General features: G+C 59.7%; 21 protein-coding genes. 12 read left to right on the top strand and 9 right to left on the bottom strand.

Annotated features, from left to right (window positions below):
* Nucleotides 1–45 precede the first annotated feature (45 nt).
* From ABV589_RS10630 to ABV589_RS10645, 4 genes are all read left to right on the top strand, one after another.
* Nucleotides 46–534, top strand: coding sequence for a DUF3015 domain-containing protein (locus ABV589_RS10630; protein ID WP_007909797.1), 489 nt, complete (start codon nucleotides 46–48; stop codon nucleotides 532–534).
* Between the two features lie 269 nt (nucleotides 535–803).
* The gene (locus tag ABV589_RS10635) at nucleotides 804–2,657 is read left to right on the top strand and encodes a DUF4105 domain-containing protein (protein ID WP_367085775.1); all 1,854 of its coding nucleotides are present in this window, start codon (nucleotides 804–806) and stop codon (nucleotides 2,655–2,657) included.
* Between the two features lie 211 nt (nucleotides 2,658–2,868).
* Nucleotides 2,869–3,225, top strand: a complete 357-nt coding sequence (locus ABV589_RS10640) for a hypothetical protein (protein ID WP_367085776.1) — start codon at nucleotides 2,869–2,871, stop codon at nucleotides 3,223–3,225.
* A 70-nt stretch (nucleotides 3,226–3,295) separates the two neighbouring features.
* A complete protein-coding gene (locus ABV589_RS10645; protein WP_367085777.1) occupies nucleotides 3,296–3,790 on the top strand; it encodes a GreA/GreB family elongation factor in 495 nt (164 codons plus the stop codon).
* Here the strand turns inward: ABV589_RS10645 and gdhA are convergent.
* Together gdhA and ettA are read right to left on the bottom strand one after the other, a co-directional pair.
* Entirely contained in the window at nucleotides 3,787–5,124 is a 1,338-nt protein-coding gene (gene gdhA, locus ABV589_RS10650; protein ID WP_367085778.1) for an NADP-specific glutamate dehydrogenase, read from the bottom strand. The genes ABV589_RS10645 and gdhA overlap by 4 nt on opposite strands.
* 349 nt (nucleotides 5,125–5,473) lie before the next feature.
* Nucleotides 5,474–7,138: an energy-dependent translational throttle protein EttA gene (ettA, locus tag ABV589_RS10655; protein WP_108590534.1), complete on the bottom strand. Its 1,665-nt coding sequence runs from the start codon at nucleotides 7,136–7,138 to the stop codon at nucleotides 5,474–5,476.
* A 448-nt stretch (nucleotides 7,139–7,586) separates the two neighbouring features.
* Between ettA and ABV589_RS10660 the strand changes: the two genes are divergently transcribed.
* The 5 genes from ABV589_RS10660 to ABV589_RS10680 all read left to right on the top strand — a co-directional run bounded on the left by ABV589_RS10660 (nucleotide 7,587) and on the right by ABV589_RS10680 (nucleotide 16,087).
* Nucleotides 7,587–11,435, top strand: coding sequence for an EAL domain-containing protein (locus tag ABV589_RS10660; RefSeq protein ID WP_367085779.1), 3,849 nt, complete (start codon nucleotides 7,587–7,589; stop codon nucleotides 11,433–11,435).
* 236 nt (nucleotides 11,436–11,671) lie between these two features.
* A complete protein-coding gene (gene glyA / locus ABV589_RS10665; protein ID WP_007963781.1) occupies nucleotides 11,672–12,925 on the top strand; it encodes a serine hydroxymethyltransferase in 1,254 nt (417 codons plus the stop codon).
* Between the two features lie 326 nt (nucleotides 12,926–13,251).
* Complete coding sequence (locus ABV589_RS10670; RefSeq protein ID WP_007963773.1) at nucleotides 13,252–14,565, top strand: C4-dicarboxylate transporter DctA; 1,314 nt, start codon at nucleotides 13,252–13,254, stop codon at nucleotides 14,563–14,565.
* An 83-nt stretch (nucleotides 14,566–14,648) separates the two neighbouring features.
* Nucleotides 14,649–15,353, top strand: a complete 705-nt coding sequence (locus tag ABV589_RS10675) for a FadR/GntR family transcriptional regulator (protein ID WP_367085780.1) — start codon at nucleotides 14,649–14,651, stop codon at nucleotides 15,351–15,353.
* Nucleotides 15,354–15,376: 23 nt separating this feature from the next.
* Nucleotides 15,377–16,087, top strand: coding sequence for a GntR family transcriptional regulator (locus ABV589_RS10680; protein ID WP_367085781.1), 711 nt, complete (start codon nucleotides 15,377–15,379; stop codon nucleotides 16,085–16,087).
* 122 nt (nucleotides 16,088–16,209) lie between these two features.
* Here ABV589_RS10680 and yjiA read toward each other — a convergent pair whose 3' ends face one another.
* From yjiA to ABV589_RS10695, 3 genes are all read right to left on the bottom strand, one after another.
* A complete protein-coding gene (gene yjiA / locus ABV589_RS10685) occupies nucleotides 16,210–17,181 on the bottom strand; it encodes a GTPase (protein WP_367085782.1) in 972 nt (323 codons plus the stop codon).
* Nucleotides 17,182–17,332: 151 nt separating this feature from the next.
* On the bottom strand, nucleotides 17,333–17,530 hold the full coding sequence (locus tag ABV589_RS10690) for a YbdD/YjiX family protein (protein WP_003228401.1): 198 nt from the start codon (nucleotides 17,528–17,530) through the stop codon (nucleotides 17,333–17,335).
* A gap of 15 nt (nucleotides 17,531–17,545) precedes the next feature.
* On the bottom strand, nucleotides 17,546–19,612 hold the full coding sequence (locus tag ABV589_RS10695; RefSeq protein ID WP_007963766.1) for a carbon starvation CstA family protein: 2,067 nt from the start codon (nucleotides 19,610–19,612) through the stop codon (nucleotides 17,546–17,548).
* A 159-nt stretch (nucleotides 19,613–19,771) separates the two neighbouring features.
* On the opposite strand from ABV589_RS10695, the gene ABV589_RS10700 reads away from it, so the two are divergent.
* On the top strand, nucleotides 19,772–20,140 hold the full coding sequence (locus ABV589_RS10700; RefSeq protein WP_367085783.1) for a PilZ domain-containing protein: 369 nt from the start codon (nucleotides 19,772–19,774) through the stop codon (nucleotides 20,138–20,140).
* 193 nt (nucleotides 20,141–20,333) lie between these two features.
* Here the strand turns inward: ABV589_RS10700 and radA are convergent, their stop codons facing one another.
* The 3 genes from radA to katB are packed head-to-tail and all read right to left on the bottom strand — an operon-like array spanning nucleotide 20,334 to nucleotide 23,883.
* The gene (gene radA, locus ABV589_RS10705; protein ID WP_367085784.1) at nucleotides 20,334–21,701 is read right to left on the bottom strand and encodes a DNA repair protein RadA; all 1,368 of its coding nucleotides are present in this window, start codon (nucleotides 21,699–21,701) and stop codon (nucleotides 20,334–20,336) included.
* A 43-nt stretch (nucleotides 21,702–21,744) separates the two neighbouring features.
* Nucleotides 21,745–22,281, bottom strand: coding sequence for an ankyrin repeat domain-containing protein (locus ABV589_RS10710; protein WP_367085785.1), 537 nt, complete (start codon nucleotides 22,279–22,281; stop codon nucleotides 21,745–21,747).
* A 60-nt stretch (nucleotides 22,282–22,341) separates the two neighbouring features.
* Nucleotides 22,342–23,883 carry a catalase KatB gene (gene katB / locus ABV589_RS10715; protein WP_367085787.1) on the bottom strand — a complete coding sequence of 514 codons (1,542 nt, stop codon included), beginning with the start codon at nucleotides 23,881–23,883 and terminating at the stop codon, nucleotides 22,342–22,344.
* 286 nt (nucleotides 23,884–24,169) lie between these two features.
* Between katB and mscL the strand changes: the two genes are divergently transcribed.
* Nucleotides 24,170–24,583 carry a large-conductance mechanosensitive channel protein MscL gene (gene mscL, locus ABV589_RS10720; protein ID WP_007963760.1) on the top strand — a complete coding sequence of 138 codons (414 nt, stop codon included), beginning with the start codon at nucleotides 24,170–24,172 and terminating at the stop codon, nucleotides 24,581–24,583.
* Nucleotides 24,584–24,624: 41 nt separating this feature from the next.
* Here the strand turns inward: mscL and ABV589_RS10725 are convergent, their stop codons facing one another.
* The gene (locus tag ABV589_RS10725; RefSeq protein WP_367085788.1) at nucleotides 24,625–25,401 is read right to left on the bottom strand and encodes a ferredoxin--NADP reductase; all 777 of its coding nucleotides are present in this window, start codon (nucleotides 25,399–25,401) and stop codon (nucleotides 24,625–24,627) included.
* A 330-nt stretch (nucleotides 25,402–25,731) separates the two neighbouring features.
* Here ABV589_RS10725 and ABV589_RS10730 point away from each other — a divergent pair, with 330 nt between their 5' ends.
* Nucleotides 25,732–26,460 carry an autoinducer binding domain-containing protein gene (locus tag ABV589_RS10730; RefSeq protein ID WP_367085790.1) on the top strand — a complete coding sequence of 243 codons (729 nt, stop codon included), beginning with the start codon at nucleotides 25,732–25,734 and terminating at the stop codon, nucleotides 26,458–26,460.
* Nucleotides 26,461–26,501 lie beyond the last annotated feature (41 nt).

Consider the following 26,501-nt stretch of genomic DNA (forward strand, 5'->3'; position numbering starts at 1 on the left):
GGTCAGAACCCTGTCCATTGGTATGCACACAAAGAGAACAAAGCTATGAAACGGATTCTTCTCGGTACTCTCTTCACCGCTGTTTCCATCAACGCCATGGCGCAAGCCCCGGGTGGCCCGGATTGCGGTTGGGGCAACATGCTGTTCGAAGGTCAGCGTGGCACCCCGGCACACTTCCTGGCATCCACCACTAACGGCACCTCCGGTAACGCTACGTTCGGTATGACTTCCGGCACCAACGGTTGCTCGACCAACGCGTCGCTGACCTACGGCGGTAAATCCTGGTTCGCCATGAATGGCATGATGAACGAGCTGTCCGAAGACATGGCCAAGGGCAACGGCGAAGCGCTGACGACCTATGCCGTGGTACTGGGCGTTGCGCCGGAAGACCGTGCGCACTTCGCTGCTGTCACTCACGAGCACTTCCAGCAGATCTTCAGCAAGGCTGACGTAACCGCCGAAGACGTGCATACCAACACCCTGGCCGTTCTGAAATCAGACCCACGTCTGGCCAAGTACGCAACTCAGGCTTAAGCTCGACCCCACCCGCTTCTTTCGGGAAGCGGGTTTTGTTTTTTTATGGCCCACCCTTTTTGAGCAATGCAAGTCAGTTGTGACATGTGCCGAGCCCTGTGGCGAGGGAGCTTGCTCCCGCTGGAGTGCGCAGCGCTCCCGGTTTTCAAAGCGGGGCCGCTGCGCGCCCCAGCGGGAGCAAGCTCCCTCGCCACAGGGTTGGTGCGGGTTTGACTGATCGGCATTAATGCCTGGGGTCTTTGTCTTTCTTTCGACTTAAGTTGCCACTTATGCTCAAACGCCTTGCCTGGCTGGCGCTCTGTGTCTGCGCCCCGCTGTCCGCCGCGCCTCACATCGACCCTCAACGTTTGCAGCAACTGGCCAACGACCGCTTCTGGATTTCCCTCGGTCATTACGAAACCGCCAAGCTTGGTGGCTGGCGCAGCTATGTCAGCGACAGGAAATTCTTTCTTGCGCCCGATGGCAACGAACACCCCGACCATGAACTGGCTGCCACCGTGCAGGCACTGTACGCCCCCGCCAGTCTCGGCGAGCAGCATGCGCAATGCGTCTACCCGGCGCGCACCCGCTGGCTGAAAGCGCAGCTCAACCTCAGCGACCTGCCCGCCCCCGATTGCGCCGAATTCAACAAGTGGTTCAAGGACGTCTCGCCACACAGCGCGGTGATGATCTTCCCGGCGGCCTACCTCAACAGCCCGTCTTCAATGTTTGGCCACACCCTGTTGCGTATCGATCAGGCCGACGTGCAGGCCGACAAGACCTCGCTGCTCAGCTACGCGATCAACTTCGGCGCCTACATCGAAGGCTCCGACAACAGCATTCTCTACGCCTGGAAGGGCTTGATGGGTGGCTATCCGGGGCTGTTTGCGCTGGTGCCGTATCAGGAAAAACTCTCCGAGTACCGCAGCCTGGAAAACCGCGACCTGTGGGAATACCGGCTGAACCTGACGCAAGCAGAAACCGCGCGCATGGTCGAGCATGTGTGGGAGCTGAAGCAGATCCAGTTCGACTATTTCTTCTTCGACGAAAACTGCTCCTATCGCCTGCTCGAACTGCTGCAGGTGGCACGCCCCAGCCTGCGCCTGACCGAGCAATTCCCGCTGACCGCCATCCCCACCGACACGGTCAAAGCGGTGAAGGAAGCCGGGCTGGTGGAAAGCATCGAATACCGCCCGTCACGCGAGCGTGAATTGCTCAGCCGCGCCGAACCGTTGAACAGCGAAGAACAGCAATGGGTGCTGAAAGTCAGCGCCGATCAGCAGGTGCTGCAAGAGCCGACCTTCAAGGCCCTGCCCCGGGATCGTCAGGCGCTGATCATCGATGCGGCATATCGTCTGGAGCGCTACCGCGCCAACGGCCAGGAACGTGATGCGCAACGGTCGCAGCGCAGCTTCGACCTGCTGCGGGCGATCAACAAGAACCCGGCGCCGGAGCTGCAGATCCCGCAACCGGGGCTGCCCGAAGACGGCCACGAATCACGCACCTGGCAGGCCGGCGTCGGCACACGGGGCGATCGTGCCTTCGGCGAGTACGGTTTGCGCATGGCCTATCACGATCTCAACGACAACGCCGAAAGCTTCCCCCTTGGCGCGCAGATCGAAATCCTGCAGATGAAGCTGCGCCAGTATGAAGGCAATCAGTGGCAATTCCAGCAACTGGACCTGGCGACCATCCGCTCGCTGACCCCGCGCAATGAGTTGCTGCAACCACTGTCGTGGCAAGTCACCGGCGGCCTCGAGCGCGTACCGGGCAAGCATGATGACGAAAACCTGGTCAGCCACGTCAACGGTGGTGGTGGCGGTACTTGGCAGTTAGGCGAAGACACGCTCGGCTTTGCCCTTGGCACGGTGCGTATCGAGCACAACAATGACTTCGCCGGATTCGTCACGCCGGCCGCAGGCTTCAACACCGGCGTGCTGTGGAAAAACCCGTTGGGCAATCTCAGCGTCGAAGCCAAGGGCGATTACTTCACCAACGGCGAAGTACGCCGCAGCCTGAGCCTGAACCAGCAGTGGGAGCTGTCACGCAACCTCGGTTTGCGCCTGACGGCACAGCGTGAGTTCAGTCATGTGGCGACGCCGGAAACCGAGGTGATGCTTGAGGTGAAGTGGTATCACTACTGATCCGGAACCTAGCCCCATGTAGGAGTGAGCCTGCTCGCGATAGCGGTAGGTCAGACACAGCAACAGTGACTGGTAAATTGCTATCGCGAGCAGGCTCACTCCTACAGGGATTTGTGGTGTTCAACGAATTACCTACATGCCTTTCACCAACGTCCGACGAATCACCTTCTAGACTTTCCCCATAAGCCGAAAATCGGCGCGGGAGAGTGCGATGTGGCGGTGTGCGGGTTTGCTGGGTATTTTGCTGTTGCTCGGGGGTTGCCAGACCACCCACGAAGACTTGATCGCCAAAGGTTATCCACCGGCCTTCGCCGACGGTTTTGACGATGGCTGCATCAGTGGCCGGCAAGCCGTCGGTTCGATCAGCGGCGAGTTCCGCAAGAACGTGCCGCGCTATCTCAAGGACAAGCAATACGCCGAAGGCTGGACCGACGGCTTCCGCCAGTGTCAGGCAATGCTGGAAAACAAGGATCGCGAAGAGTATCGCAATGAGCACTGGGACGAACGCGAGCGCGCCTGGCAGCAACAGAAAGATCAGGACGCCGGGCGGGCTTATCGCTCGCAATAGGTCGCTTCCAGACATCCAGTGAAACCAAATGCCGGCGACCATGGCCCAATTCCTATAACAGGAGGACACCATGAGTCGCGCTTTCGTCAACGAAGATAACGCCGCCGCCCAAGCCGATCAGCCCGTCGAACGGCAGGTCAGTGCGCAGCCCAATTACGTCACCCCCCAAGGATTGACGCAGTTGCAGGCCAAAGTCGCCGAACTGCAAGCCCTGCACGCCGAGCAATCGGCCAAGGGCGAACAAGCCGACAAACAGCGTCAGGCCGATCTCGAAAGAGATTTGCGCTACTTCAACCAACGCCTCGCCAGTGCACAGGTCGCTGCTCCCGCGACTTCCACCGACAAGGTGCAGATCGGCAGCTGGGTGACCTACGCCGACGAACACAACACCGAAAGTCGGGTGCAACTGGTCGGTGAGGATCAGGCCGACGCCAGTCAGGGCCTGATCAACTGGGCTTCGCCGCTGGGTCGGGCACTGCTAGGTGCCCGGCTCAATGACGAAGTGCTGTGGCAGCGCCCCGCCGGCGATCAGCTGATTGAAGTGATTCGCATCGAACCGGCTTAAACCACACCCTGCGCGAGCATCGCATCGGCGACTTTGACGAAGCCGGCGATGTTCGCGCCTTTGACGTAGTTGATCCGTCCGTTCTCTTCGCCGTAATGCACGCAGGCATGGTGGATCGACTGCATGATCGCGTGCAGCTTGCTGTCCACCTCGCCGGCCGTCCACAGCAGGCGCATCGCGTTCTGCGACATCTCCAGGCCGCTGACCGCGACCCCGCCGGCGTTCGATGCCTTGCCCGGGGCAAACAGGGTGCCGGCCTCGATGAAGATATCCACAGCCGCAAGCGTAGTCGGCATGTTCGCACCTTCGGCCACACACACGCAGCCGTTGCGCAGCAGCGTACGAGCAGATTCGGCGTCGAGCTCGTTCTGCGTCGCGCAGGGCAGCGCGATGTCGCACGGCAGCGACCACGGCAACTGACCGGCGCGGAACTCCAGGCCGAACGCCGCGGCCAGTTCGCTGATGCGTCCGCGTTTGACGTTTTTCAGTTCAAGCAACGCCTGCCACTGTTCCTCGCTCAGGCCCGATTCGCAGTACAGCGTGCCTTCGGAGTCGGACAGCGAAATCACCTTGCCGCCCAGGTCCATGACCTTGCGCGCTGCGTACTGGGCGACGTTGCCGGAACCGGAGATCGCCACACGTTTGCCTTCGACGGTCTGCCCGCGGCGTTTGAGCATTTCTTCGGCGAAGTACACGCAACCGAAACCGGTGGCTTCCGGGCGAATCAGGCTGCCGCCGTAGGTCATGCCCTTGCCGGTCAACACGCTGGTGAACTGGTTGCTCAGGCGTTTGTACTGGCCAAACAGGAAACCGATCTCCCGCGCCCCGACACCGATATCGCCGGCCGGCACGTCAACGTCAGCGCCGATGTGGCGGTACAGCTCGCTCATGAATGCCTGGCAGAAACGCATGACTTCGGCGTCGCTCTTGCCCTTCGGATCGAAGTCCGAACCGCCCTTGCCGCCGCCCATGGGCAATGAGGTCAGGGAGTTCTTGAACGTCTGTTCGAAGGCGAGAAACTTCAGCACGCCCAGGTTCACCGAAGGATGGAAGCGCAGGCCGCCCTTGTACGGGCCGATGGCGCTGTTCATCTGGATGCGGAAACCGCGGTTCACCTGCACCTTGCCCTGATCATCGACCCACGACACCCGGAACACTAACGCCCGCTCCGGCTCGCAGATGCGCTCCAGAATGCCTGAGGTCAGGTAATGCGGATTGGCTTCAAGAAACGGCCACAGGCTGCGCAGGACTTCTTCGACGGCCTGGTGGAATTCGGGTTGATCCGGGTCGCGTTTTTTCAGGCGGGCGAGGAAGGATTCGACGGATTCGATCATGGGAAAAGTCTCGGCAAATTTATTGTCGTTGGAAGCGATTGAGCCGGACTGTAACAAACGAATTGCGCACAGGAACAGCGCAAAATGTCGCAGTTATGAAATTAAATGGTGCACAGGATATAAATCAGGTGGTTTTTTGAGCGGGTTTTGCACCTGAATGGGGAGATAAGATTGAAGTGATGCACCAACAGTTATACCGCCTTCGCGAGCAAGCTCGCTCCCACATTTGAAATGCATTCCCCCTGTGGGAGCGAGCTTGCTCGCGAAGGGCTCGACTCGGTTGCACCTGAAAAACCCAGGCAAAAAAAACGGAGCCCGAAGGCTCCGCTCTTTCTGCCACCAACCCGAATCAGGCCAGCTTCTTGTGACGCACCCGGTGTGGCTGGGCCGCCGCTTCGCCGAGGCGCTTTTTGCGGTCGGCTTCGTACTCGGTGTAGTTGCCTTCGAAGAACACTGCTTGCGAGTCGTCTTCGTACGCCAGGATGTGCGTCGCGACGCGGTCCAGGAACCAGCGATCGTGAGAGATCACAATGGCGGCGCCCGGGAAGTCCAGCAGGGCTTCTTCCAGGGAACGCAGGGTTTCAACGTCGAGGTCGTTGGACGGTTCGTCGAGCAGCAGGACGTTGCCGCCCTCCTTCAGGGTCAGCGCCAGGTGCAGACGACCGCGCTCACCACCGGACAGGTCCTTGACGAACTTCTGCTGGTCGCCGCCCTTGAAGTTGAAGCGACCGACGTAAGTGCGCGACGGGATCTCGTAGTTGCCGATGCGGATCTGATCCGAACCGTCGGAGATCTGCTGGAACACGGTCTTGCTGCCGTCGAGGTCTTCGCGGCTCTGATCCACGCAGGCCAGTTGCACGGTTTCGCCGACTTCGATGGTGCCGGAATCCGGAGTTTCCTTGCCCATCAGCATGCGGAACAGGGTCGACTTACCGGCACCGTTACCACCGATCACGCCGACGATGGCGCCCTTGGGCATGGAGAACGACAGGTTGTCGATCAGTACGCGATCGCCGTAGCCCTTGGTGACGTTCTTGAACTCGATGACCTTGTCGCCCAGACGCGGACCGGCCGGGATGTAGATCTCGTTGGTTTCCGAACGCTTCTGGAATTCCTGCGACTGCATTTCTTCGAAACGCTGCAGACGTGCCTTGGATTTCGACTGACGGGCTTTCGCGCCTTTGCGCACCCACTCCAGCTCTTCCTTCATGGCTTTTTCGTGAGCCGATTGCTGCTTGGATTCCTGGGCCAGACGATCGGACTTGGCTTCCAGCCAACCCGAGTAATTGCCCTCGTAAGGAATGCCCGCGCCGCGGTCGAGTTCCAGAATCCAGCCGGCAACGTTGTCGAGGAAGTAACGGTCGTGCGTGATCGCGACCACGGTGCCCGGGAAGTCGTGCAGGAAGTGCTCCAGCCACGCCACCGAATCAGCGTCCAGGTGGTTGGTCGGTTCGTCGAGCAGCAGCATGTCCGGTGCGGACAGCAGCAGACGGCACAGGGCCACACGACGCTTCTCACCACCGGACAGGTGTTCGACCTTGGCATCCCAGGCCGGCAGACGCAGCGCATCGGCAGCGACTTCCAGTTGGCGCTCAAGGTTGTGACCATCGCTGGCCTGCAGGATCGCTTCGAGCTTGGCCTGTTCGGCAGCCAGCTTATCGAAGTCGGCATCCGGGTCGGCGTAAGCGGCGTAGACCTCGTCCAGACGCGCTTGTGCGTCCTTGATCACGCTGACCGCTTCCTCGACCACTTCACGCACGGTCTTGGTCGGATCAAGTTGTGGCTCTTGCGGCAGATAACCGATGTTCAGGTCCGGCATCGGACGGGCTTCGCCCTCGAACTCGGTGTCGACGCCGGCCATGATTTTCAGCAGTGTGGACTTACCCGAACCGTTGAGGCCGAGTACGCCGATCTTGGCGCCGGGGAAGAACGACAGCGAAATGTTTTTCAGGATTTCCCGCTTCGGCGGAACAACTTTGCCCAGCCGATGCATGGTGAAGACGTATTGAGCCATGGAGAACCTTGGGTCAGTGACAGATGAATGATTGGAGCGCAGGCGATGCCCGGCCAGGCCGATGCGCGTCGTTCACTTGATCACTTGATGGCCATCAAGGCGTGCGCGCTAAAAAAACCTGAGTCTAGGAGCTGGGCCAGACGCTGTTAAAACGTAACGAGCGAAGGAAAGACAAGGCGGAAACAGGCGAGGACCGGTCGGAGTCGCGCTCGACTTTACGGGTTGTAAATGAGCAGTCCGAGCCTGTTTTCAACGCAGTATTTCCGAGCGCAGTAGTTTTAACAGTGTCTGGGCTCCCGCGTAACCGGCAAAGCTACCTTAATGATGGAAGGCAGTCCAGCCGAGTGGGGCTGGCACTTCGCCACAACTCAAGGCATGCTAGCCGCCCTTCGGGCGTCCGGCTTATAGTGCACGTCGCGCCAGTCCAGCCAAACCGCAGGATTTCAGCTTGTCCAACGTTACCCCGCCAGCTTCTGTGAGCGCGTCCAATCCGGGGACCGGCACACCCCTGCGCGGAACATTGAAGGGTGCGTTGGCGACACTGGTACTTTTGCTGCTGGCACTGCTGTTCTGGCAACTGCTCGATCAATTGCGCGAGACCCAGAAAAACCAGCGCCAGTACACCATCGACTACACCGCCGACCTCGCCTCGCAGGTCAGCCTGAACATGTCGCTGAATGCGCAAATCGCCCTCAACCTGCTACCGATCGTCGAACAGCCGCAGTCGTCCGACGAACAGCAGGCGCTGCTGCGCAAGCTCCAGCAATCGCTGCCGGACCTGCGCAGCCTGGCCTTGCTCAGCCCGTCCGGGAAAATCCTCAACGACAGCGCCAGCGACAGCCACGACGCCGATTACCTCGCCGAACTGGTGCGCCGCAGCCGCGCCCAGGCACATTACTTCAGCAATGCCGACGACGGCTCGGTAGTGCACCTGTTATTGCATCAGGCCAGCGGCAGCACGCGCGGCTACTGGGTATTACGCCTGACTCCGACCTTCTTCGACTCGCTGACCAAGCTGGGCGAAACCGGCATCCGCCCGTTGTGGCTGGTGGAAAACCGTCTCAACCATCAAATCATCAGCCGCGACGAAGCGCTGTCTTCTGCAAGGCCCGGGGTGCTGAGCCCTGACGACATGGCCAACACCGTGCTGACCGTGCCGCTGAGCAGCAGCGACTGGCAATTGCGCGGGTTGTTCGACCGTCAGCGGGTGCTCGAAGAGCTGCTGCCAGCGTTCATCGGCAAATGCCTGCTGGGCCTGGCGTTCTCGATGTTGCCGGTGATCGCCCTGCTGAACATGCGTCGCCGCCAACGTCAGTTGCACGAAGGCCGCCGGCGTTATCAGGACATCTTCGAAGGCACCGGCGTCGCCCTGTGCGTGCTGGATCTGTCGGGCCTCAAGCAGGTGTTCGACAAGGCACAGATCCAGACCAGCGACCAGCTCAAGGCCTGGCTCGACCAACCGGCCCAGCGCCAGCAACTGCTGCAAGAACTGCGCGTCACCGAGGTCAACCAGGTGGCGCTGCAACTGCTCAACGTCAATTCCTGCGAGCATGCGTGGCAATTGTTGATCGACGGACATCCACACCATCAATGCGCCATCGGCAACCAGGTGCTCGACGCCGTTCTGCAGCAGCAAAAGCAGCTGGAACTGGAAATCAGACTGCCGGATATCAACGGCCGCGATCAGCACCTGTGGATGGTCCTGCGCCTGCCCGAGGAACAGCACGACTATAAAGCGGTGATTCTGAGCATCAACGACATCACCAGCCGCAAGCTGATCGAACTGTCGTTGCTGGAGCGCGAAGGTTTCTGGTCGGACGTGGTGCGCACCGTGCCGGATCATCTGTATGTGCAGGACGTGATCAGCCAGCGGATGATTTTCAGCAACCACCACCTCGGCCAGACCCTCGGTTACAACCGCACCGAGCTGCATCAGATGGGCGAGTATTTCTGGGAAATCCTTCTGCACCCGGAAGATGCCGACTACTACCATCGCTCGCGGCAGATGCAGCGACACGCCGGTTACAGCCAGTTGTTGCAGTGCCAATTGCGCTTCCGCCATCGCGACGGCAAATGGCGGCGCTTCGACATTCGAGAGCAGGCGCTGGCCCGGGACAAGCACGATCAGGTCACGCGGATCATCGGCGTGGCCAAGGACATCACCGAGCAGATCGAGGCCAGTGAATCGCTGCGCGACAGCGAGCAGCGCTACCGGATGCTCGCCGAAAGCATCAGCGACGTGATTTTCTCCACCGACAGCAAGCTGTCGTTGAACTACGTCAGCCCGTCGGTGCAGGCGGTGCTGGGTTACGACGCCGAGTGGATTTTCCAGAACGGCTGGCAATCGACCATCGCCAACCCGCAGCAGCTATCGGGCATCTACACCCTGATGGATCGGGTCAGCAAGGCGTTGGACAAGCCAGAGCAACTCGCGCAATTGCGCAGCCAGGTGCAGACGCAGATGTTCCTGTTCGACTGCCTGCGCGCCGACGGCCGCAAGATCCCGATCGAACTGCGTCTGGTGTTGGTGTGGGACGAACACGGCGCGTTCGAAGGCGTGCTCGGCGTCGGTCGCGACATCAGTCAGCAGCGCCGCGCCGAAAAAGATCTGCGCATGGCCGCCACGGTATTCGAGCACTCGACTTCGGCGATCCTGATCACCGACCCTGCCGGTTACATCGTGCAGGCCAACGAAGCCTTCAGCCGCGTCAGCGGTTATGCCGTGTCCGAGGTGCTCGACCAGTTGCCGAACATGCTCACCGTCGACGAACAACAGGATGCGCACCTGCGCTACGTGCTCAAGCAATTGCATCAGCACAGCACCTGGGAAGGCGAAGTCTGGCTCAAGCGCCGCAACGGCGAGCATTACCCGGCGTGGGTCGGCATCACGGCGGTACTCGACGATGAAGGCGACCTCGCCAGTTACGTGTGTTTTTTCAGCGACATCAGTGAGCGCAAGGCCAGCGAACAGCGCATCCATCGTCTCGCCTACTACGACGCCCTGACCCACCTGCCGAACCGCACACTGTTCCAGGATCGCCTGCACACCGCGCTGCAATCGGCCGAACGGCAGAAGTCGTGGGTGGTGCTGATGTTCCTCGACCTCGACCGCTTCAAGCCGATCAACGACTCCCTCGGCCACGCGGCTGGCGACCGCATGTTGAAAGACATGGCCACGCGCCTGCTGGCCTGCGTCGACGATGACGACACCGTGGCGCGCATGGGCGGCGACGAGTTCACCTTGCTCCTGCAACACCGCTCCAGCCGCGAAATGGCGCTGAACCGGGCGATTCATGTCGCCGAGCAGATCCTCGCCAGTCTGGTGCGTCCGTTCGTGCTGGAAGGTCGCGAATTCTTCGTCACCGCCAGTATCGGCATCGCCCTGAGCCCGCAGGACGGCAACGAACTCAGCCAGTTGATGAAGAACGCCGACACCGCGATGTACCACGCCAAGGAGCGCGGCAAGAACAACTTCCAGTTCTATCAGGCCGACATGAACGCCAGTGCGCTGGAACGTCTGGAGCTGGAAAGCGACTTGCGCCATGCGCTGGAGCAGAACGAATTCGTCCTGTATTACCAACCGCAATTCAGCGGTGACGGCAAACGCCTGACCGGCGCCGAAGCGCTGCTGCGCTGGCGTCATCCGCGTCGTGGACTGGTGCCGCCGGGGGATTTCATTCCGGTGCTGGAAGAGCTGGGTCTGGTGGTCGACGTTGGCGACTGGGTGATCAGCGAAGCCTGCCGTCGGCTCAAGACCTGGCACCAGAATCGGGTGCGCGTGCCGAAAGTCTCGGTGAACATTTCGGCGCGGCAGTTCTCCGACGGCCAGCTCGGTACGCGTATCGCCACCATTCTGCGGGAAACCGGTCTGCCGCCGGCGTGCCTGGAGCTGGAACTGACCGAAAGTATCCTGATGCGCGAAGTCAGCGAGGCGATGCAGATCCTCGCCGGGCTGAAAAACCTTGGCCTGAGCATCGCGGTCGACGACTTCGGCACCGGTTATTCGTCGCTGAACTACCTCAAGCAATTCCCGATCGACGTGCTGAAGATCGACCGCACTTTCGTCGACGGCCTGCCGTCCGGCGAGCAGGACGCGCAGATCGCCCGCGCGATCATCGCCATGGCCCACAGCCTCAATCTGGCGGTAATCGCCGAGGGCGTGGAGACCCATGAGCAACTGGATTTCCTGCGCGAGCACGGCTGCGATGAGGTTCAGGGGTATCTGTTCGGGCGACCGATGCCGGCGAGCCGGTTTGAAGCGCAGTTCAGTAACGACGCCCTGTTCATGTTCGACTGAAGAAAAGATCGCAGCCTCCGGCAGCTCCTACAGGGATTGATGTCGATCACAATCTTCGCAATCAGCCCCGATTACTGTAGGAGCTGCCGAAGGCTGCGATCTTTTCAGGCCGGCAAAAGCACCGCACATCTGGCATGAACGCCACTTGTCTGCGACATGATGTCGTTTCATATGCCATCCAAAACCCATTGGGTTAGAATGCCCCCCTTTTCTGCCCCCGATCCTTGAGGACCGCCATGTTCAGCCGTGATTTGACTATTGCCAAGTACGACGCCGATCTCTTTGCCGCCATGGAGCAAGAAGCTCAGCGCCAGGAAGAGCACATTGAGCTGATCGCTTCGGAAAACTACACCAGCCCTGCGGTGATGGAAGCTCAAGGCTCGGTACTGACCAACAAATACGCCGAAGGCTACCCGGGCAAGCGCTACTACGGTGGTTGCGAGTACGTCGACGTGGTTGAGCAACTGGCCATCGACCGCGCCAAAGAGCTGTTCGGCGCCGACTACGCCAACGTTCAGCCGCACGCCGGCTCCCAAGCCAACGCCGCTGTCTACCTGGCCCTGCTGCAAGGTGGCGATACCATCCTGGGCATGAGCCTGGCCCACGGTGGTCACCTGACCCACGGCGCCAGCGTTTCCTCCTCCGGCAAGCTGTACAACGCGGTGCAGTACGGCATCGACGCCAACGGCCTGATCGACTACGACGAAGTCGAGCGTCTGGCGGTTGAGCACAAGCCGAAAATGATCGTGGCCGGTTTCTCTGCCTACTCGCAGATTCTCGACTTCCCGCGCTTCCGCGCCATCGCTGACAAGGTCGGCGCCTACCTGTTCGTCGACATGGCGCACGTGGCCGGTCTGGTCGCCGCTGGCGTCTACCCGAACCCGGTGCCTTTCGCTGACGTGGTCACCACCACCACGCACAAGACCCTGCGCGGTCCACGTGGCGGTCTGATCCTGGCGCGCGCCAACGCCGAGATCGAGAAGAAGCTGAACTCCGCGGTATTCCCGGGCGCCCAGGGTGGCCCGCTGGAGCACGTGATCGCCGCGAAAGCGATCTGCTTCAAGGAAGCGCTGCAGCCTGAGTTCAAGGCTTACCAGGAACAAGTGGTGAAGAACGCCCAGGCCATGGCCGAAGTGTTCATCGAGCGCGGTTTCGACGTGGTGTCCGGCGGTACCAAGAACCACCTGTTCCTGCTGTCGCTGATCAAGCAGGACATCTCCGGTAAAGACGCCGACGCTGCTCTGGGCAAAGCGTTCATCACCGTGAACAAAAACTCGGTACCAAACGATCCACGCTCGCCGTTCGTCACTTCCGGCCTGCGCTTCGGTACTCCGGCTGTGACCACTCGCGGCTTCAAGCAAGCCGAGTGCAAAGAGCTGGCCGGCTGGATCTGCGACATCCTGGCTGACCTGAACAACGAAGCGGTGATCGACGCCGTTCGTGAGAAAGTCAAAGCCATCTGCAAGAAACTGCCGGTATACGGCGCGTAATCGCGACGTTAAATCCGCAGCATGAAAAACCGGCCAGAGATGGCCGGTTTTTTTTCGCCTGTCGGAAAGATTAAAAGATCGCAGCCTTCGGCAGCTCCTGCATTTGGAATGCGCTCACCGGTGGGAGCTGCCGAAGGCTGCGATCTTTTGATCTCTGGCCGCTGGTCAGACCGGTCATGCCAATTTCATGATTTTCACTTGTCATCCTGAAAAAACCGAGCGTAGACTGCACCCGCACTGGACATACCGGTAAGACCACAATAATTAAGTCCTGAATCTGATGTGCTCCGCACACGGCAGCCAGGACACCGACCAGGATTCCTCCCATGCTCAGATGGTGCTCGCGTTCAATCTTCCTCCAAGTGGTTCTCGGACTGGTGCTCGGCATCGTCTGCGGGCTGACCCTTCCCGAATATTCCGCTCAGCTCAAACCGCTGGGCGACGGCTTCATCAAATTGATCAAAATGCTCATCGGCCTGATCGTGTTCTGTGTGGTGGTCAGCGGTATCAGTGGTGCGGGCGACCTGAAGAAGGTCGGACGCATTGGCCTCAAGTCAGTGATCTACTTTGAAGTGCTGACCACCATCGCCCTGGTGATCGGTCTGGTGTTCGCTTTCAGCACCGGGATCGGCAGCGGCGCGAATATCCATCTGGAGCAGTTGTCCGCCGCCGACATGGGCGACATCGCCGAACGCGGCCAGCACATGCACACCACCACCCAGTTCCTGATGGATCTGATCCCGACCTCGGTGCTCGGCGCCTTCGCCGACAACAACATTCTGCAAGTGCTGCTGTTCTCGGTGCTGTTCGGCAGCGCGCTGAATCTGGTGGGCGAAGCGGCTTCCGGGATCTCACGACTGATCAACGAGCTAAGCCACGTGATTTTCCGGATCATGGGCATGATCGTGCGCCTGGCGCCGATCGGCGTGTTCGGTGCCATCGCTTTCACCACCAGCAAGTACGGCCTCGATTCGCTGCAACACCTGGGCAGTCTGGTGGGTTTGTTCTACCTGACCTGCATGGCGTTCGTCAGCGTGATCCTCGGCGTGGTGATGCGCGCTTCCGGCCTGCGCCTGTGGCCGCTGCTCAAGTACCTGCGCGAAGAGTTGCTGATCGTCATGGGCACCGCATCCTCAGACGCCGTGCTGCCACAGATCATGCGCAAGCTCGAACATCTGGGCATCGGCAGCTCGACGGTCGGCCTGGTGATTCCCACCGGTTACTCGTTCAACCTCGACGGTTTTTCGATCTACCTGACCCTGGCCATCGTGTTCATCGCCAACGCCACCGGCACGCCGCTGGCGATGACCGACTTGCTGACGATTCTGCTGGTGTCGCTGATCACCTCCAAGGGTGCGCACGGCATCCCCGGCTCGGCGCTGGTGATTCTGGCGGCGACACTGACGGCGATCCCGGCGATTCCGGTCGTGGGTCTGGTGCTGGTACTGGCGGTGGACTGGTTCATGGGCATCGGCCGGGCGCTGACCAACCTGATCGGCAACTGCGTCGCCACCGTGGCCATCGCCCGCTGGGAAAAAGACATCGACGTACAACGCGCAAACAAAGTACTCAGCGGTCAGCAGGGCTACACCTTTCAACCGCGTAAAACCGGGACTCCGGCGCACCAGCAAGAGTTCTGATTTAACTCCTGTAGGAGCTGCCGCAGGCTGCGATCTTTTGATCTTCGCTTGCCGGCTCCTTACGGGCATATGGAGCAAGACCCGTGATCACCACATCAACCGTCGTCAACTCAGTCGTAGAAAAACTCCGCGCCGCCCTCGCCCGCGGCCAGTGGCGCTCCGGCGACATGCTGCCGGGCCAGCGCGAACTGGCCGAACAACTGGGCATCAGCCGCCCAAGCCTGCGCGAAGCAGTGATCGTCCTGGAAACCCTTGGCCTGGTGCGTTCGATGCCGGGCAAAGGCGTGGTGGTGCTCGACGCCCAGCTCAGTGACAGCCAGAGCCACGACAGCGCGGTGGCCGGCGCCAGCCTCGAAGACGTGCTGCAACTGCGCTACACCCTTGAGCCATTCATCGTCGGTCTGGTGGCGCAGTCGATCAGCAGTAAGGAAGTCGGGCAATTGCGTCTGACCCTGATGGACATGCGCGAAGCCCTTGAAGCGGGCGACAGCGAAGCCGGGGTCAGCGCCTACATCGCCTTCCACGAAGAGCTGTTCACCCTGACTTCGAACCCGATCTTCCAGAGTGTGGTGCAGCAAACCAGCAATGCCCTCAAGCAAAGTGCCGACGTGCTGCGCAATTCGCCTGAGCACCTGGCTGAGCGTCTGGAAGAAAACGAAGCGGTGGTGCGCGCAATCCGCAGCAAGAACAGCGCCCAGGCCAGCGCCGAAATGCGTCGGCACATCCTGCGCGAAGGCCAACGGATGGGCGTTGAATTGAACATTCCAGATGACAACCTCAGCCACTGAAGAACTCACACTGGAGACCGGCCATGAACAGTCTTGCCACGTCGCCGCACACTCGTCAGATGTCGGCCCCCCTGCCCTTCTCCCGCCTGCAGGCGCCGGCAGATGATCTGTACCCGCGGCTGTTCGACGCGATTCTGGACCGGCGAATCGACCCGGCCAGCCGTTTCACCGAAGACAGTCTCAAGCAGATGTTTGGCGTCAGCCGCGCCGATGTGCGCCGGGTGCTGACACAGTTATCCCATGAGCAGGTGATTGTGTTGCGCGCCAACCATCGGCCACGGGTGGCCGCACCGGATGCCGAGCAGACCCGGCAAACCCTGCACGCCCGGCGCCTGACCGAAGCGACGCTGGTGCGCCTGGCTTGTCAGAATGCGTCAGCGGAGGGTTTGAAACGCTTGCGCACGCTGGTCGAACGCGAACGTCTGGCCGTGACACAGGAACGGCGTGCGGCGGCGATTCGTTTGTCCGGCGAGTTTCATCTGCAGTTGGCACGGATGGCGGGGAATGCACCGTTGGCGCATTTTCTCGGCAGTCTGGTGCCGTTGACGTCGCTGGCGATTGCGCGAAGTGAGTGCCAGACGCATAGCTGTTGCGCATGGCAGGAGCATTTGGCGTTGGTTGAGGCAGTGGAGCTTCGGGATGTTTCCAAAGCAGGCATGCTGATGAATCGGCATCTGGATCATCTTGAGCAGACGCTGCTGGAGCCAACCGGCAAGCGTTGCGTTGTCGGTTGAATCGTCATCGCGGGCAAGCCCGCTCCCACAGGGTTATTGTCGTTCACAGATTGTGTGTACACCTGTAAACCTGCGAGAGCGGGCTTGCCCGCGATGGCGTCAGCCCTGACACCGAAGAACCATCAGGCAGCAGCCACCTTGGCAAACCCCGCCCGAATCTTCTCTTCCGGCAAATCATCGGCAATAAACACAATCACACTCTCCCGCGCCTCACCCTCGGCCCACTCGGTGTCCCAGTCGAAACCATAGAGTTTCAATACGCCCTGAAACACCAGACGCCGATCCTCACCAGCAATGTTCAACACGCCCTTGTAGCGCAACAACTGCTTGCCATGTTCTTCCAGCAGCTCATTCATGAACTCGCTGAGCTGATCGATATCCAGCGGCTGGTCAGTGCGCAGCACCAGGCTGGAGATACGGTCGATGGAGGGCGCTTTGCTCACCGGACGCAGACTCACTCCGCCACCGAGGTCGGCGTTGAGATTGAAGCCGCGCACATCGAGCAGTTCCGCCAGATCGATGTTGCCGTGCTCGACCACGCGGATCGGCGCGCGCCGGTTGATTCGCGTCAGGCGTTCGCTCAGTGCGTTGAACGTAGTCTCATCCACCAGATCGGTCTTGCTCACCAGCAGGCGATCGGCGAAACCGATCTGCGCCTGGGCGATGGTCTGGGTCAGGTGCAGGTCGGCGTGGGCGGCATCCACCAGGGTGATGATGCCGTCGAGCAGATAACGCTCGCGCAATTCTTCATCGATGAAAAAGGTCTGCGCCACCGGAGCCGGATCGGCCAGCCCGGTGCACTCGATCACCAGCCGGTCGAAGGCGATTTCGCCGCTGTCCAGGCGTTCGAGCAGCAGGTACAGCGCCTTGGTCAGATCGGTGTGAATGGTGCAGCAGACGCAGCCGTTGGCCAGGGTCATGACTTGCACCGGTTCGTCGCCCAGCAACTGGGTGTCGATGCCGGCGTCGCTGAATTCGTTCTCGATCACGGCGATCTTCAGGCCGTGCTCGGCTTTAAGCAGATGGCGCAGCAAGGTGGTCTTGCCGGCGCCGAGGAAACCGCTGAGTACCGTTACGGGTATGGGAGAAGACAAAACACGATCTCCTGAAACAAACACAAAACAAATGTGGGAGCGAGCTTGCTCGCGAAGGGGTCGTGCCAGTCGACATCATTGCTCGATGACACACCGCTTTCGCGAGCAAGCTCGCTCCCACAGGGGATGACCTCAACCTTGTGCTGTCAGCTCAACAGCACTTCGGCCCACCCTTGCCACCGTAACGCGCTTCCTGACGTTCGCGGAAGAACATCTCGTAGCTCATCACCGGTTTGTCCGGGTGTTTGGTTTGCATATGCTCGACGTAGGTGTCGTAGTCGGGCATGCCGACCATCAGGCGCGCGGCCTGACCGAGGTATTTACCGAGGCGACTCAGGTCATTGAACATGGTGCAATCCTCTGGTTACGCGTCCGGCAGAGCCTGGAATGGCGATTCTTTATCCGTACGCTCTTTTTTGCCCCAGGCGGCGATGCCGACCTTGAGCGCATAGAACAGGATGCTGAACACCACGAACAGGAACAGCGCGGTGAGCGTTGCGTTGGTGTAGGCGTTGAAGATCACGTGCTGCATCTGTTCGATGCTCTTGGCCGGGGCAATCACCTGGCCGGCGGCCAGCGCATCGCTGTACTTCTTGGCCAGCGACAGGAAGCCGATCGCCGGGTTGGCGTCGAACAGCTTGATGAAGCCTGCAGTGGTGGTGCAAATCAACAGCCAGGCGGCTGGCAGCAGGGTGACCCAGATGTAGCGCTGGCGCTTCATCTTGATCAGGACCACGGTGCCGAGCATCAGCGCGATACCGGCGAGCATCTGGTTGGAGATGCCGAACAGCGGCCACAGGGTGTTGATGCCGCCCAGTGGATCGATCACGCCCTGATACAGCAACCAGCCCCACATCGCCACACAACCGGCGGTGGCGATCAGGTTGGCGGTCCACGATTCAGTGCGCTTGAGCGCCGGAACGAAGGAGCCGAGCAGGTCCTGCAGCATGAAGCGCCCGGCACGGGTGCCGGCGTCCACGGCAGTCAAAATGAACAGCGCTTCGAACAGGATCGCGAAGTGGTACCAGAACGCCATGGTGTTTTCACCCGGCAGGACACTGTGCAGGATCTGCGCGATACCGACCGCCAGGGTCGGCGCACCGCCGGCACGGGCCAGAATGGTGGTTTCGCCGATGTCATGCGCCACGGCTTGCAGCGCCTCCGGCGTGATCGCAAAGCCCCAACTGCTGACCATTTGCGCCACCGATGCGACGTCACCGCCGACCACGGCAGCCGGGCTGTTCATGGCGAAGTACACGCCCGGCTCGATCACCGAAGCGGCAACCATCGCCATGATCGCCACAAACGATTCCATCAGCATGCCGCCGTAACCGATGTAACGCGCGTTGGTTTCGTTATCCAGCAGCTTAGGCGTGGTGCCCGAAGAGATCAGCGCATGGAAACCCGATACCGCACCGCAAGCGATGGTGATGAACAGGAACGGGAACAGACCGCCCTTCCACACCGGCCCGGTGCCGTCGACGAACTGGGTCAGCGCCGGCATTTTCAGCTCGGGCATGGTCACCAGAATGCCGATTGCCAGGGCGATGATGGTGCCGATCTTGAGGAAGGTAGAGAGGTAGTCGCGTGGCGCCAGAATCAGCCACACCGGCAGCACGGCGGCAACGAAGCCATAACCGATCAGCATCCAGGTGATTTGCACGCCGGTGAAGCTGAAGGCCTTGGCCCACACCGGATCAGCGGCAATCTGCCCACCGAGCCAGATCGAACCGAGCAGCAGCAACACACCGATGACCGAGATCTCGCCAATGCGGCCCGGACGGATGTAGCGCATGTAGATGCCCATGAACATCGCGATCGGGATGGTCGCCATCACGGTGAAGATGCCCCACGGACTCTCTGCCAGTGCCTTGACCACGATCAGCGCCAGCACCGCGAGGATGATGATCATGATCAGGAAGCAGCCGAACAGTGCGATGGTGCCGGGGATGCGGCCCATTTCTTCACGCACCATGTCGCCCAGCGAACGGCCGTTGCGCCGGGTCGACATGAACAGAACCATGAAGTCCTGCACCGCGCCCGCCAGCACCACGCCGGCTATCAGCCACAGCGTACCGGGCAGATAGCCCATCTGCGCCGCCAGTACCGGGCCGACCAGAGGCCCTGCGCCGGCGATGGCCGCGAAGTGGTGACCGAAAAGAATGTGTTTGTTGGTCGGAACGTAGTCCAGACCGTCGTTGTTGAGCACGGCGGGGGTGGCCCGACGCGGATCCAGTTGCATCACATTGTTGGCGATGAACAGGCTGTAGTAACGGTACGCAACCAGATAAATGGCCACTGCCGCGACCACGATCCACAAGGCGTTGATCGCCTCTCCTCGGCGCAATGCCACTACGCCCAGGGCGCACGCTCCTACGATTGCCAGCACTAGCCAGGGTAAGTGGCGTAGCAGGCTATTATTATTTTTCATTTTATTATTCCAGCCAGGGTGGACAAGAAAGACAGCCACCTCGAGTTTAGCGCTACTGGCGGTAAAGACCATACCCCGACATAGGTCTAGACGGCTTGTTGATTGGCAGCCACCCAATGGTCGGGTCTATAGTCAGCGAACTCTCCCGAGGATTGCGCCATGAGCGAGCACCCAGCCAACCGTCGTCGCTTCAAACGTATTGCGTTCGATGCCAGAACCGAGCTGAGTCAGGGCCAATACATCTGGCCGGTGAAACTGATCGATCTGTCGCTCAAGGGGTTGCTGATCGAGCGGCCGGAGCCGTGGCTGGGGGATAAGGAGCAGGATTTCTTCGTCGACATTCATCTGAGCGATGACGTGGATATTCAGATGGATGTGCATCTGGCCCATGAAGATCATGGGCAACTGGGCTTCGTGTGCCGGCATATCAGCCTGGAGTCGATCCAGCGCTTGCGGCGGTTGATCGAGCTGAATCTGGCTGACGAAGCCGAGCTTGAGCGCGAACTCGGCGCACTGATCGAAATCTAAAATAATGCTGCTCAGGTACGGGTGACGCTGCCACTGTGGCGAGGGAGCTTGCTCCCGCTGGGTCGCGAAGCGGCCCCTGCTCTTCACTAAAAAAAGCAAGGGACTGCTGCGCAGTCCAGCGGGAGCAAGCTCCCTCGCCACAGATTATTTTTGCCGAATGGGCAGTATTTGCGGCTGGAGAGAGCGTAAGCAGTCACTCGAAGAGTGCGTCGAGCGCTTGTTCCAGCCGCGTCACAGCAATGATCTGCAACCCCGGCGGCGCCTCTTTCGGCGCATTGCCCTTGGGCACGATCGCGCGTTTGAAGCCATGTTTGGCCGCTTCCTTCAGACGCTCCTGCCCACTCGGCACCGGACGCACTTCGCCAGACAAACCGACTTCGCCAAACACCAGCAGATCATGCGGCACCGGCCGGTTGCGCAGGCTCGACATCACCGCCGCCATCAGCGCCAGGTCAGAAGCCGTTTCCAGCACTTTCACCCCGCCGACCACGTTGAGGAACACATCCTGATCGTGGGTCGGAATGCCGCCGTGGCGGTGCAGCACAGCGAGCAACATCGCCAGGCGGTTCTGGTCCAGACCCAGCGTAACCCGGCGCGGATTGGCCAGATGGCTGTCATCCACCAGCGCCTGCACTTCCACCAGCATCGGCCGGGTGCCTTCCCACGTCGCCATGACCACACTGCCCGGGACTTCTTCCTGGGCACGGGTGAGAAAAATCGCCGAAGGGTTGGAGACTTCTTTCAGGCCCTTGTCGGTCATGCCGAACACGCCGAGTTCGTTGACCGCACCGAAACGGTTCTTCACCGCCCGCAGCAAGCGCAGACGCCCATCGGACTCGCCTTCAAAATAGAGCACGGTATCGACCATGTGCTCCAGCACCCTGGGGCCGGCGAGCGCGCCTTCCTTGGTGACGTGACCGACGAGGAAAATCGCTGTGCCGCTCTGCTTGGCATAACGCACCAGCAAGGCCGCGCTCTCACGTACCTGCGAGACGCCACCCGGCGCTGATTGCAGCTGTTCGGTGAAAATGGTCTGGATCGAGTCGATCACCATCACCTTGGGTTTTTCCTGACGGGCGGTGGCGATGATGGTTTCGATGCAGGTTTCGGTCATCACCCGCAGTTGATCCTGAGGCAAACCCAGACGCCGGGCACGCATCGCCACTTGCTGCTGGGACTCTTCGCCGGTGACGTACAGCGCCGGCATACTCTTGGCGAGGTTGCACAGGGTCTGCAACAGAATCGTCGACTTGCCGATGCCCGGGTCACCACCGATCAGCACCACCGAGCCGTCGACCAGACCACCACCCAAAACCCGGTCCAGTTCACCGGACGCGGTGGAGAAGCGCGGAATCTCCTCGATGCTGACTTCGGCCAGGGTCTTGATCTGCGCCTGCTGCCCGGCCCAGCCGGTACGTCCGGTGGGCGCCGTGGCCCCGCCGCTTTCGATCATGGTTTCGGTCAGGGTGTTCCAGGCGCCGCACTCGCCGCACTGGCCCGCCCACTTGGGAAAGGTTGCGCCGCACTCGGTGCAGCCGTACATGCGCTTGGCCTTGGCCATCTGGATCCCCCGGCAAAAACCGCGATGATAACGCAGCCACCGCTCAGCGCGGCGCGGCGGTGCGGATTTCGCCGTTGGCCAGACGCGCGGCGCTGTTGCCCAGCGGATCCTCGGCATTGAGGTCGGCGCCCTTGGCCTTGAGCGCATCGAGCAGTTCGACACGCTTGAATAACCCGGCGTACATCGCCGCAGTCTGGCCTGCGCCGTTGCGCTGATCGGGGCTGCAATCGGTGGCCATCAGTCGTCGAGCAATCTGCATCTCGCCTTTGAAAATCGCGCCCATCAGCGCCGTGTTGCCGCGTTGGTCCTGCGCGCAGGCATCAGCGCCTGCGGCCAATAACCGGTCAACTGCCGCACTCTGGCCGTGATACGCCGCCAGAATCAAAGCGGTGTAGCCCTTGCTGTCGCGGGTATCGAGGGAATAACCGGATTCGATAAACGTCTCGAGCATCGGCACATCGCCACGCCGTGCGGCGTCGAAATAGTAATCCTGCAACTGGGCCTTGATCGCCTTGGGGTTCTGTTCGGCCAGCGCAGTAAATGACAGGCAACCGAGCAGCAATAACAGACAAAATCGCATTCGCCGTCTCCTTGAGCAGAACGGGGCCTGAATTAGGCCCCGCGTGGCAGGGCATCGAGATCAGTCGACCAGTTTCGCTGCCAGCGCCTTGACCCGGCCAAGGTCACCCTTGGCCACTTTGGTTACGCCAGTGCCGTATTCCGGATCGGCCTTATAAAGGAAGGACAGAATGATGTGCTTGCTCTCGTCATCGGTGGTCGCCAGCGAGCCGCCGAAACTGGCGATCAGGTCCTGACGTTCCTGCTGGCTGAACGAGCGATACAGATCACCGGCCTGTTTGAAGTTCTGCTCACGCTGAATCTTCGCCTGCTGGGTGCTGCCCGACAGTGCCAGTTGGCTGTAACGCGCGCTTTGCGGCTCTTCACGCGGTTGCAGGCGGCTTGGCTGATAGTTCACGCCAGACTGCGTGGCTGCGAAGTTCATCGCGCCGTCCTGATTGCCGTTGTTGACGGCAACTTTCGGTGCATTGATCGGCAGTTGCAAAGCATTGGCGCCCAGACGATACATCTGCGTATCGGCATAAGAAAACACTCGGCCTTGCAACAGACGGTCTTCTGAAGGTTCGATACCCGGCACAATATTGGCGGGGGCCATCGCCACTTGTTCGGTTTCCTGGAATACGTTTGCCGGATTACGGTTCAACACCATTTGTCCAACTTTTCGCTCAGGAACATTCGGCCAGATCTTGGTAGCGTCCAATGGATCGAAATCAAACTTGGACAAATCTTGCGGATTCAGCACTTGGATGTACAAGTCCCATTTCGGGAAATCACCCTTGTTGATATGGCTGACCAGATCATTAGTCATATGACTGTAATCCTTGCCCTGAACTTTCTCGACTTGTTCAGGTGTAAGGTTTTTGATGCCCTGCAAACTTTTCCAGTGGAACTTCACATAGTGCACTTCGCCTTTGGCGTTAACCAACTTGTAGGCATGCACGCCATTACCGTCCATCTCCCGATAACTGGCTGGAGTACCCGAATTGGAATACAGCTCGGTCAGCGTGCGAGTAGCTTCCGGCACGTGGGAGAAGAAGTCGAAACGACGTGAGTCATCGTCAAGGTTGGTACGTGGATCGGGCTTGAAGGCGTGGACCATGTCTGGAAACTTGATCGCATCGCGGATGAAAAAGGTCGGGAAGTTGTTGCCGACCAGGTCCCAGTTGCCATCGGCGGTGTAGAACTTGGTGGCAAAACCCCGTGGATCGCGCAGGGTTTCCGGGGAGTGGTTGCCGTGAACCACCGCGGAGAAGCGCACGAACACCGGGGTGACCTGGCCGGCGGCAAATACCTTGGCCTTGCTCAGGTCGCTGAGGTCGTTAGTCACCGTGAAGGAGCCATGGGCACCGGTACCCCGGGCATGCACCACACGCTCGGGAATGCGCTCACGGTCGAAACGCTGGAGCTTCTGGATCAGTTGCACATCCTGCAGCAGCACCGGGCCGGTGGCGCCGGCGGTCTGCGAATTCTGATTATCGCCGACCGCCGCGCCGTTATCCCGGGTCAGGGGCGCGGCGTGCACGGAGAAGGTCAGCAAGCTGGCGGTAAGCACGCCGAGCGTACGGCGATGGGGAAAAGCCCCCAGTCCAAGAGTGGAATTCATATCAGGTTCCTCTGGTTTTTTTGGGCGCATCCAGGTGCGCCAACCAGAGGCTAGAGGGCTACGCCGGTGAACATAAATAGAAAGTTCACAACCCGACGATTGAAAAAAATGGCTTTGCGATCAGCGATTTACGGCGTATTTCGCGCGCGATTAGTGGCACTTTGCAAACTAATCGTCGATTCATATGTCGATAAAAACGGGCATTGTAAGAAGGTGTTTCGCGCAGGACGCGTTTTGCTGATTTACACTGCGTACACCAAACTCATCTGTAACAAGGAAATAACCTATGGGCGTGCTAAGTGAGTTCAAGGCCTTCGCGGTCAAAGGCAATGTGGTCGACATGGCCGTCGGTATCATCATCGGTGCCGCCTTCGGCAAAATCGTTTCGTCGTTTGTCGGCGACGTGATCATGCCGCCAATCGGCCTGCTGATCGGAGGGGTGGACTTCAGTGATCTGGCCATTACGCTAAAAGCCGCCGAGGGCAACGCCCCTGCCGTGGTATTGGCTTACGGTAAATTCATCCAGAGCATTCTGGACTTCGTGATCGTCGCCTTCGCGATTTTCATGGGTGTCAAAGCCATCAACCGTCTGAAACGCGAAGAAGCCGTAGCCCCTTCCCTGCCACCGGTTCCGACCAAGGAAGAAGAGTTGCTTGGTGAGATCCGCGATCTGCTCAAAGCCCAGAACAACCGGCCTTGACTGCTTTATGAATAAAAACGGCGCCTGATGGCGCCGTTTTTTTACCAGTAGTTTTCCACCGCCACCTGCCCCGGTCGCCGCGTCAGGCTCAGGCTCATGTGGCGTTGTTTCAGCAGTGCCCTGGTGTCATCGATCATCTGCGGATTTCCGCACAGCATGACGCGCGAGTGCTCGGGGGTCAGTTCAACGCCGGCTTCACGCTCCAGCTCGCCGTTTTCAATCAGCGTGGTGATGCGACCGTGCAAGGCGCCCGGCAATTGTTCGCGGGTAACCGTGGGGATAAACCGCAGCTTATGGGCATGTTCTGCCAGGTAATCACGCCTGGACAGTTCTGCAATCAACGGCTGATAGGCCAGTTCCCGCGCTTCGCGCACGCTGTACACCAGAATGATCCGCTCAAAACGCTCCCACACCTCGAAGTCCTGCAGGATCGACAGAAACGGCGCAACCCCGGTCCCGGTGGATAACAGCCACAGGTCCCGACCGTCGACAAACCGATCCAGCGTCAGGTAACCAAAGGCCTGGCGCTCCACCAGCAGGGTATCGCCGACCTGCAGCCGGCTCAGTTCACCGGTGAATTCGCCACCCGGCACCACGATGGAGAAGAACTCGAGAAACTCGTCATGAGGCGAAGAGACCATCGAGTAGGCACGCCACACCGTACTGCCATCAGCCTTGGTCACCCCCAGGCGGGCGAATTGTCCTGCCCGAAACCTGAAACCCGCATCGCGTGTGGTACGCAGGGTAAACAGGCTGGGGGTCAAGGGCTGCACGTCGAGCAGGGTCTGGGCGGTAAACTTCTCTGCGCTGACAGTCATGGGGCACTCCACTGAAAAGTCCCTTACAGTCTCGCGCAAACCCAGAGCATAAAACACCACTGATTTTGTAATGACTTCCTATTCACGGAGCCCAGCTCAATGAGAAGTAGACCCATATACAGTTAATACAGCGCTATCCATAAGCACATTGAATGACAGGCTACATACAATGAGTTATTGATGAGTCATAACTTTTCCAGCAACTAACACCCCCCTATAAGAGCAAAAAAATTCAACGCCTCTTGTAGGACCTGTCCTACACTCCGTTGCGTGCAGGATCCGATTGGATCCAAGCAAGCACCCCCGAAAACAACTCATGGAGAGTTTGTGATGGAAATGTGGAAGGAGTCGCAATTAAAGCAACTGACTTTCGCAAGAGAAATAGAGACCGCTTATCCGATCCTGCTGCGATTCGCTCAAAATATTGGGTTCAATTTTTGTGCTATCTCATTAACATCAATGAATCGGAACGCTGACTTCAAAGCCTTGCAAATCAATAACTATCCGATGGAGTGGAATCAACTTTATGAAAAACAGTGCTACAGCAAAATCGATCCGGTAATAGCACACTGCAATCACTCGATGCTGCCGATTGTCTGGACCGAGGACGTGTTCTCGCAGACCCTGCTGCTATGGGGTGCCCAACAGAAACATGGGTTGCGCCACGGCTGGTCGCAGTCGTTTCACCATGAAGCCAGCGGCCTGTGCAGCACGCTCAGCCTTGTCAGAAAAAATGGCCCACTGAGCCCGCTGGAGTTGTACGAGCATTTTGGCTACATGTTTTACGCAACCAGCCATCTGAGCGATCTGTTCGCCAGAACCTTGCCCAGAGCACCGAAAAAGCCGCAGCACCCGCACCTCTCACCACGTGAACTGGAAGTGTTGAAGCTCTCGGCGCTCGGCAAAACGGCCTATGAAATCGCCAGAATCCTCTGCCTGAGCGAACGGACCGTGAATTACCACGTGCAAAACGTGATTATCAAACTGAACGTCTGTAACAAGATTTCGGCGGTCATCGCTGCCAGCCGCTGTGGCCTTCTCGATGCCCCGATCGCCTAAAGCCACGAGTAATTCAACAGAAAAAAACGTACCATTTGCGA

Origin of the sequence: Pseudomonas sp. HOU2, from assembly GCF_040729435.1 — a bacterium.
GTDB lineage: Bacteria > Pseudomonadota > Gammaproteobacteria > Pseudomonadales > Pseudomonadaceae > Aquipseudomonas.

Bases quoted from the DNA above. Each gene is read 5' to 3' on its own strand.
- ABV589_RS10630 (WP_007909797.1), top strand. From the start codon at position 46: ATGAAACGGATTCTTCTCGGTACTCTCTTCACCGCTGTTTCCATCAAC.
- ABV589_RS10635 (WP_367085775.1), top strand. From the start codon at position 804: ATGCTCAAACGCCTTGCCTGGCTGGCGCTCTGTGTCTGCGCCCCGCTG.
- ABV589_RS10640 (WP_367085776.1), top strand. From the start codon at position 2,869: ATGTGGCGGTGTGCGGGTTTGCTGGGTATTTTGCTGTTGCTCGGGGGT.
- ABV589_RS10645 (WP_367085777.1), top strand. From the start codon at position 3,296: ATGAGTCGCGCTTTCGTCAACGAAGATAACGCCGCCGCCCAAGCCGAT.
- gdhA (WP_367085778.1), bottom strand. From the start codon at position 5,124: ATGATCGAATCCGTCGAATCCTTCCTCGCCCGCCTGAAAAAACGCGAC.
- ettA (WP_108590534.1), bottom strand. From the start codon at position 7,138: ATGGCTCAATACGTCTTCACCATGCATCGGCTGGGCAAAGTTGTTCCG.
- glyA (WP_007963781.1), top strand. From the start codon at position 11,672: ATGTTCAGCCGTGATTTGACTATTGCCAAGTACGACGCCGATCTCTTT.
- ABV589_RS10670 (WP_007963773.1), top strand. From the start codon at position 13,252: ATGCTCAGATGGTGCTCGCGTTCAATCTTCCTCCAAGTGGTTCTCGGA.
- ABV589_RS10680 (WP_367085781.1), top strand. From the start codon at position 15,377: ATGAACAGTCTTGCCACGTCGCCGCACACTCGTCAGATGTCGGCCCCC.
- ABV589_RS10690 (WP_003228401.1), bottom strand. From the start codon at position 17,530: ATGTTCAATGACCTGAGTCGCCTCGGTAAATACCTCGGTCAGGCCGCG.
- ABV589_RS10695 (WP_007963766.1), bottom strand. From the start codon at position 19,612: ATGAAAAATAATAATAGCCTGCTACGCCACTTACCCTGGCTAGTGCTG.
- ABV589_RS10700 (WP_367085783.1), top strand. From the start codon at position 19,772: ATGAGCGAGCACCCAGCCAACCGTCGTCGCTTCAAACGTATTGCGTTC.
- radA (WP_367085784.1), bottom strand. From the start codon at position 21,701: ATGGCCAAGGCCAAGCGCATGTACGGCTGCACCGAGTGCGGCGCAACC.
- ABV589_RS10710 (WP_367085785.1), bottom strand. From the start codon at position 22,281: ATGCGATTTTGTCTGTTATTGCTGCTCGGTTGCCTGTCATTTACTGCG.
- katB (WP_367085787.1), bottom strand. From the start codon at position 23,883: ATGAATTCCACTCTTGGACTGGGGGCTTTTCCCCATCGCCGTACGCTC.
- mscL (WP_007963760.1), top strand. From the start codon at position 24,170: ATGGGCGTGCTAAGTGAGTTCAAGGCCTTCGCGGTCAAAGGCAATGTG.
- ABV589_RS10725 (WP_367085788.1), bottom strand. From the start codon at position 25,401: ATGACTGTCAGCGCAGAGAAGTTTACCGCCCAGACCCTGCTCGACGTG.
- ABV589_RS10730 (WP_367085790.1), top strand. From the start codon at position 25,732: ATGGAAATGTGGAAGGAGTCGCAATTAAAGCAACTGACTTTCGCAAGA.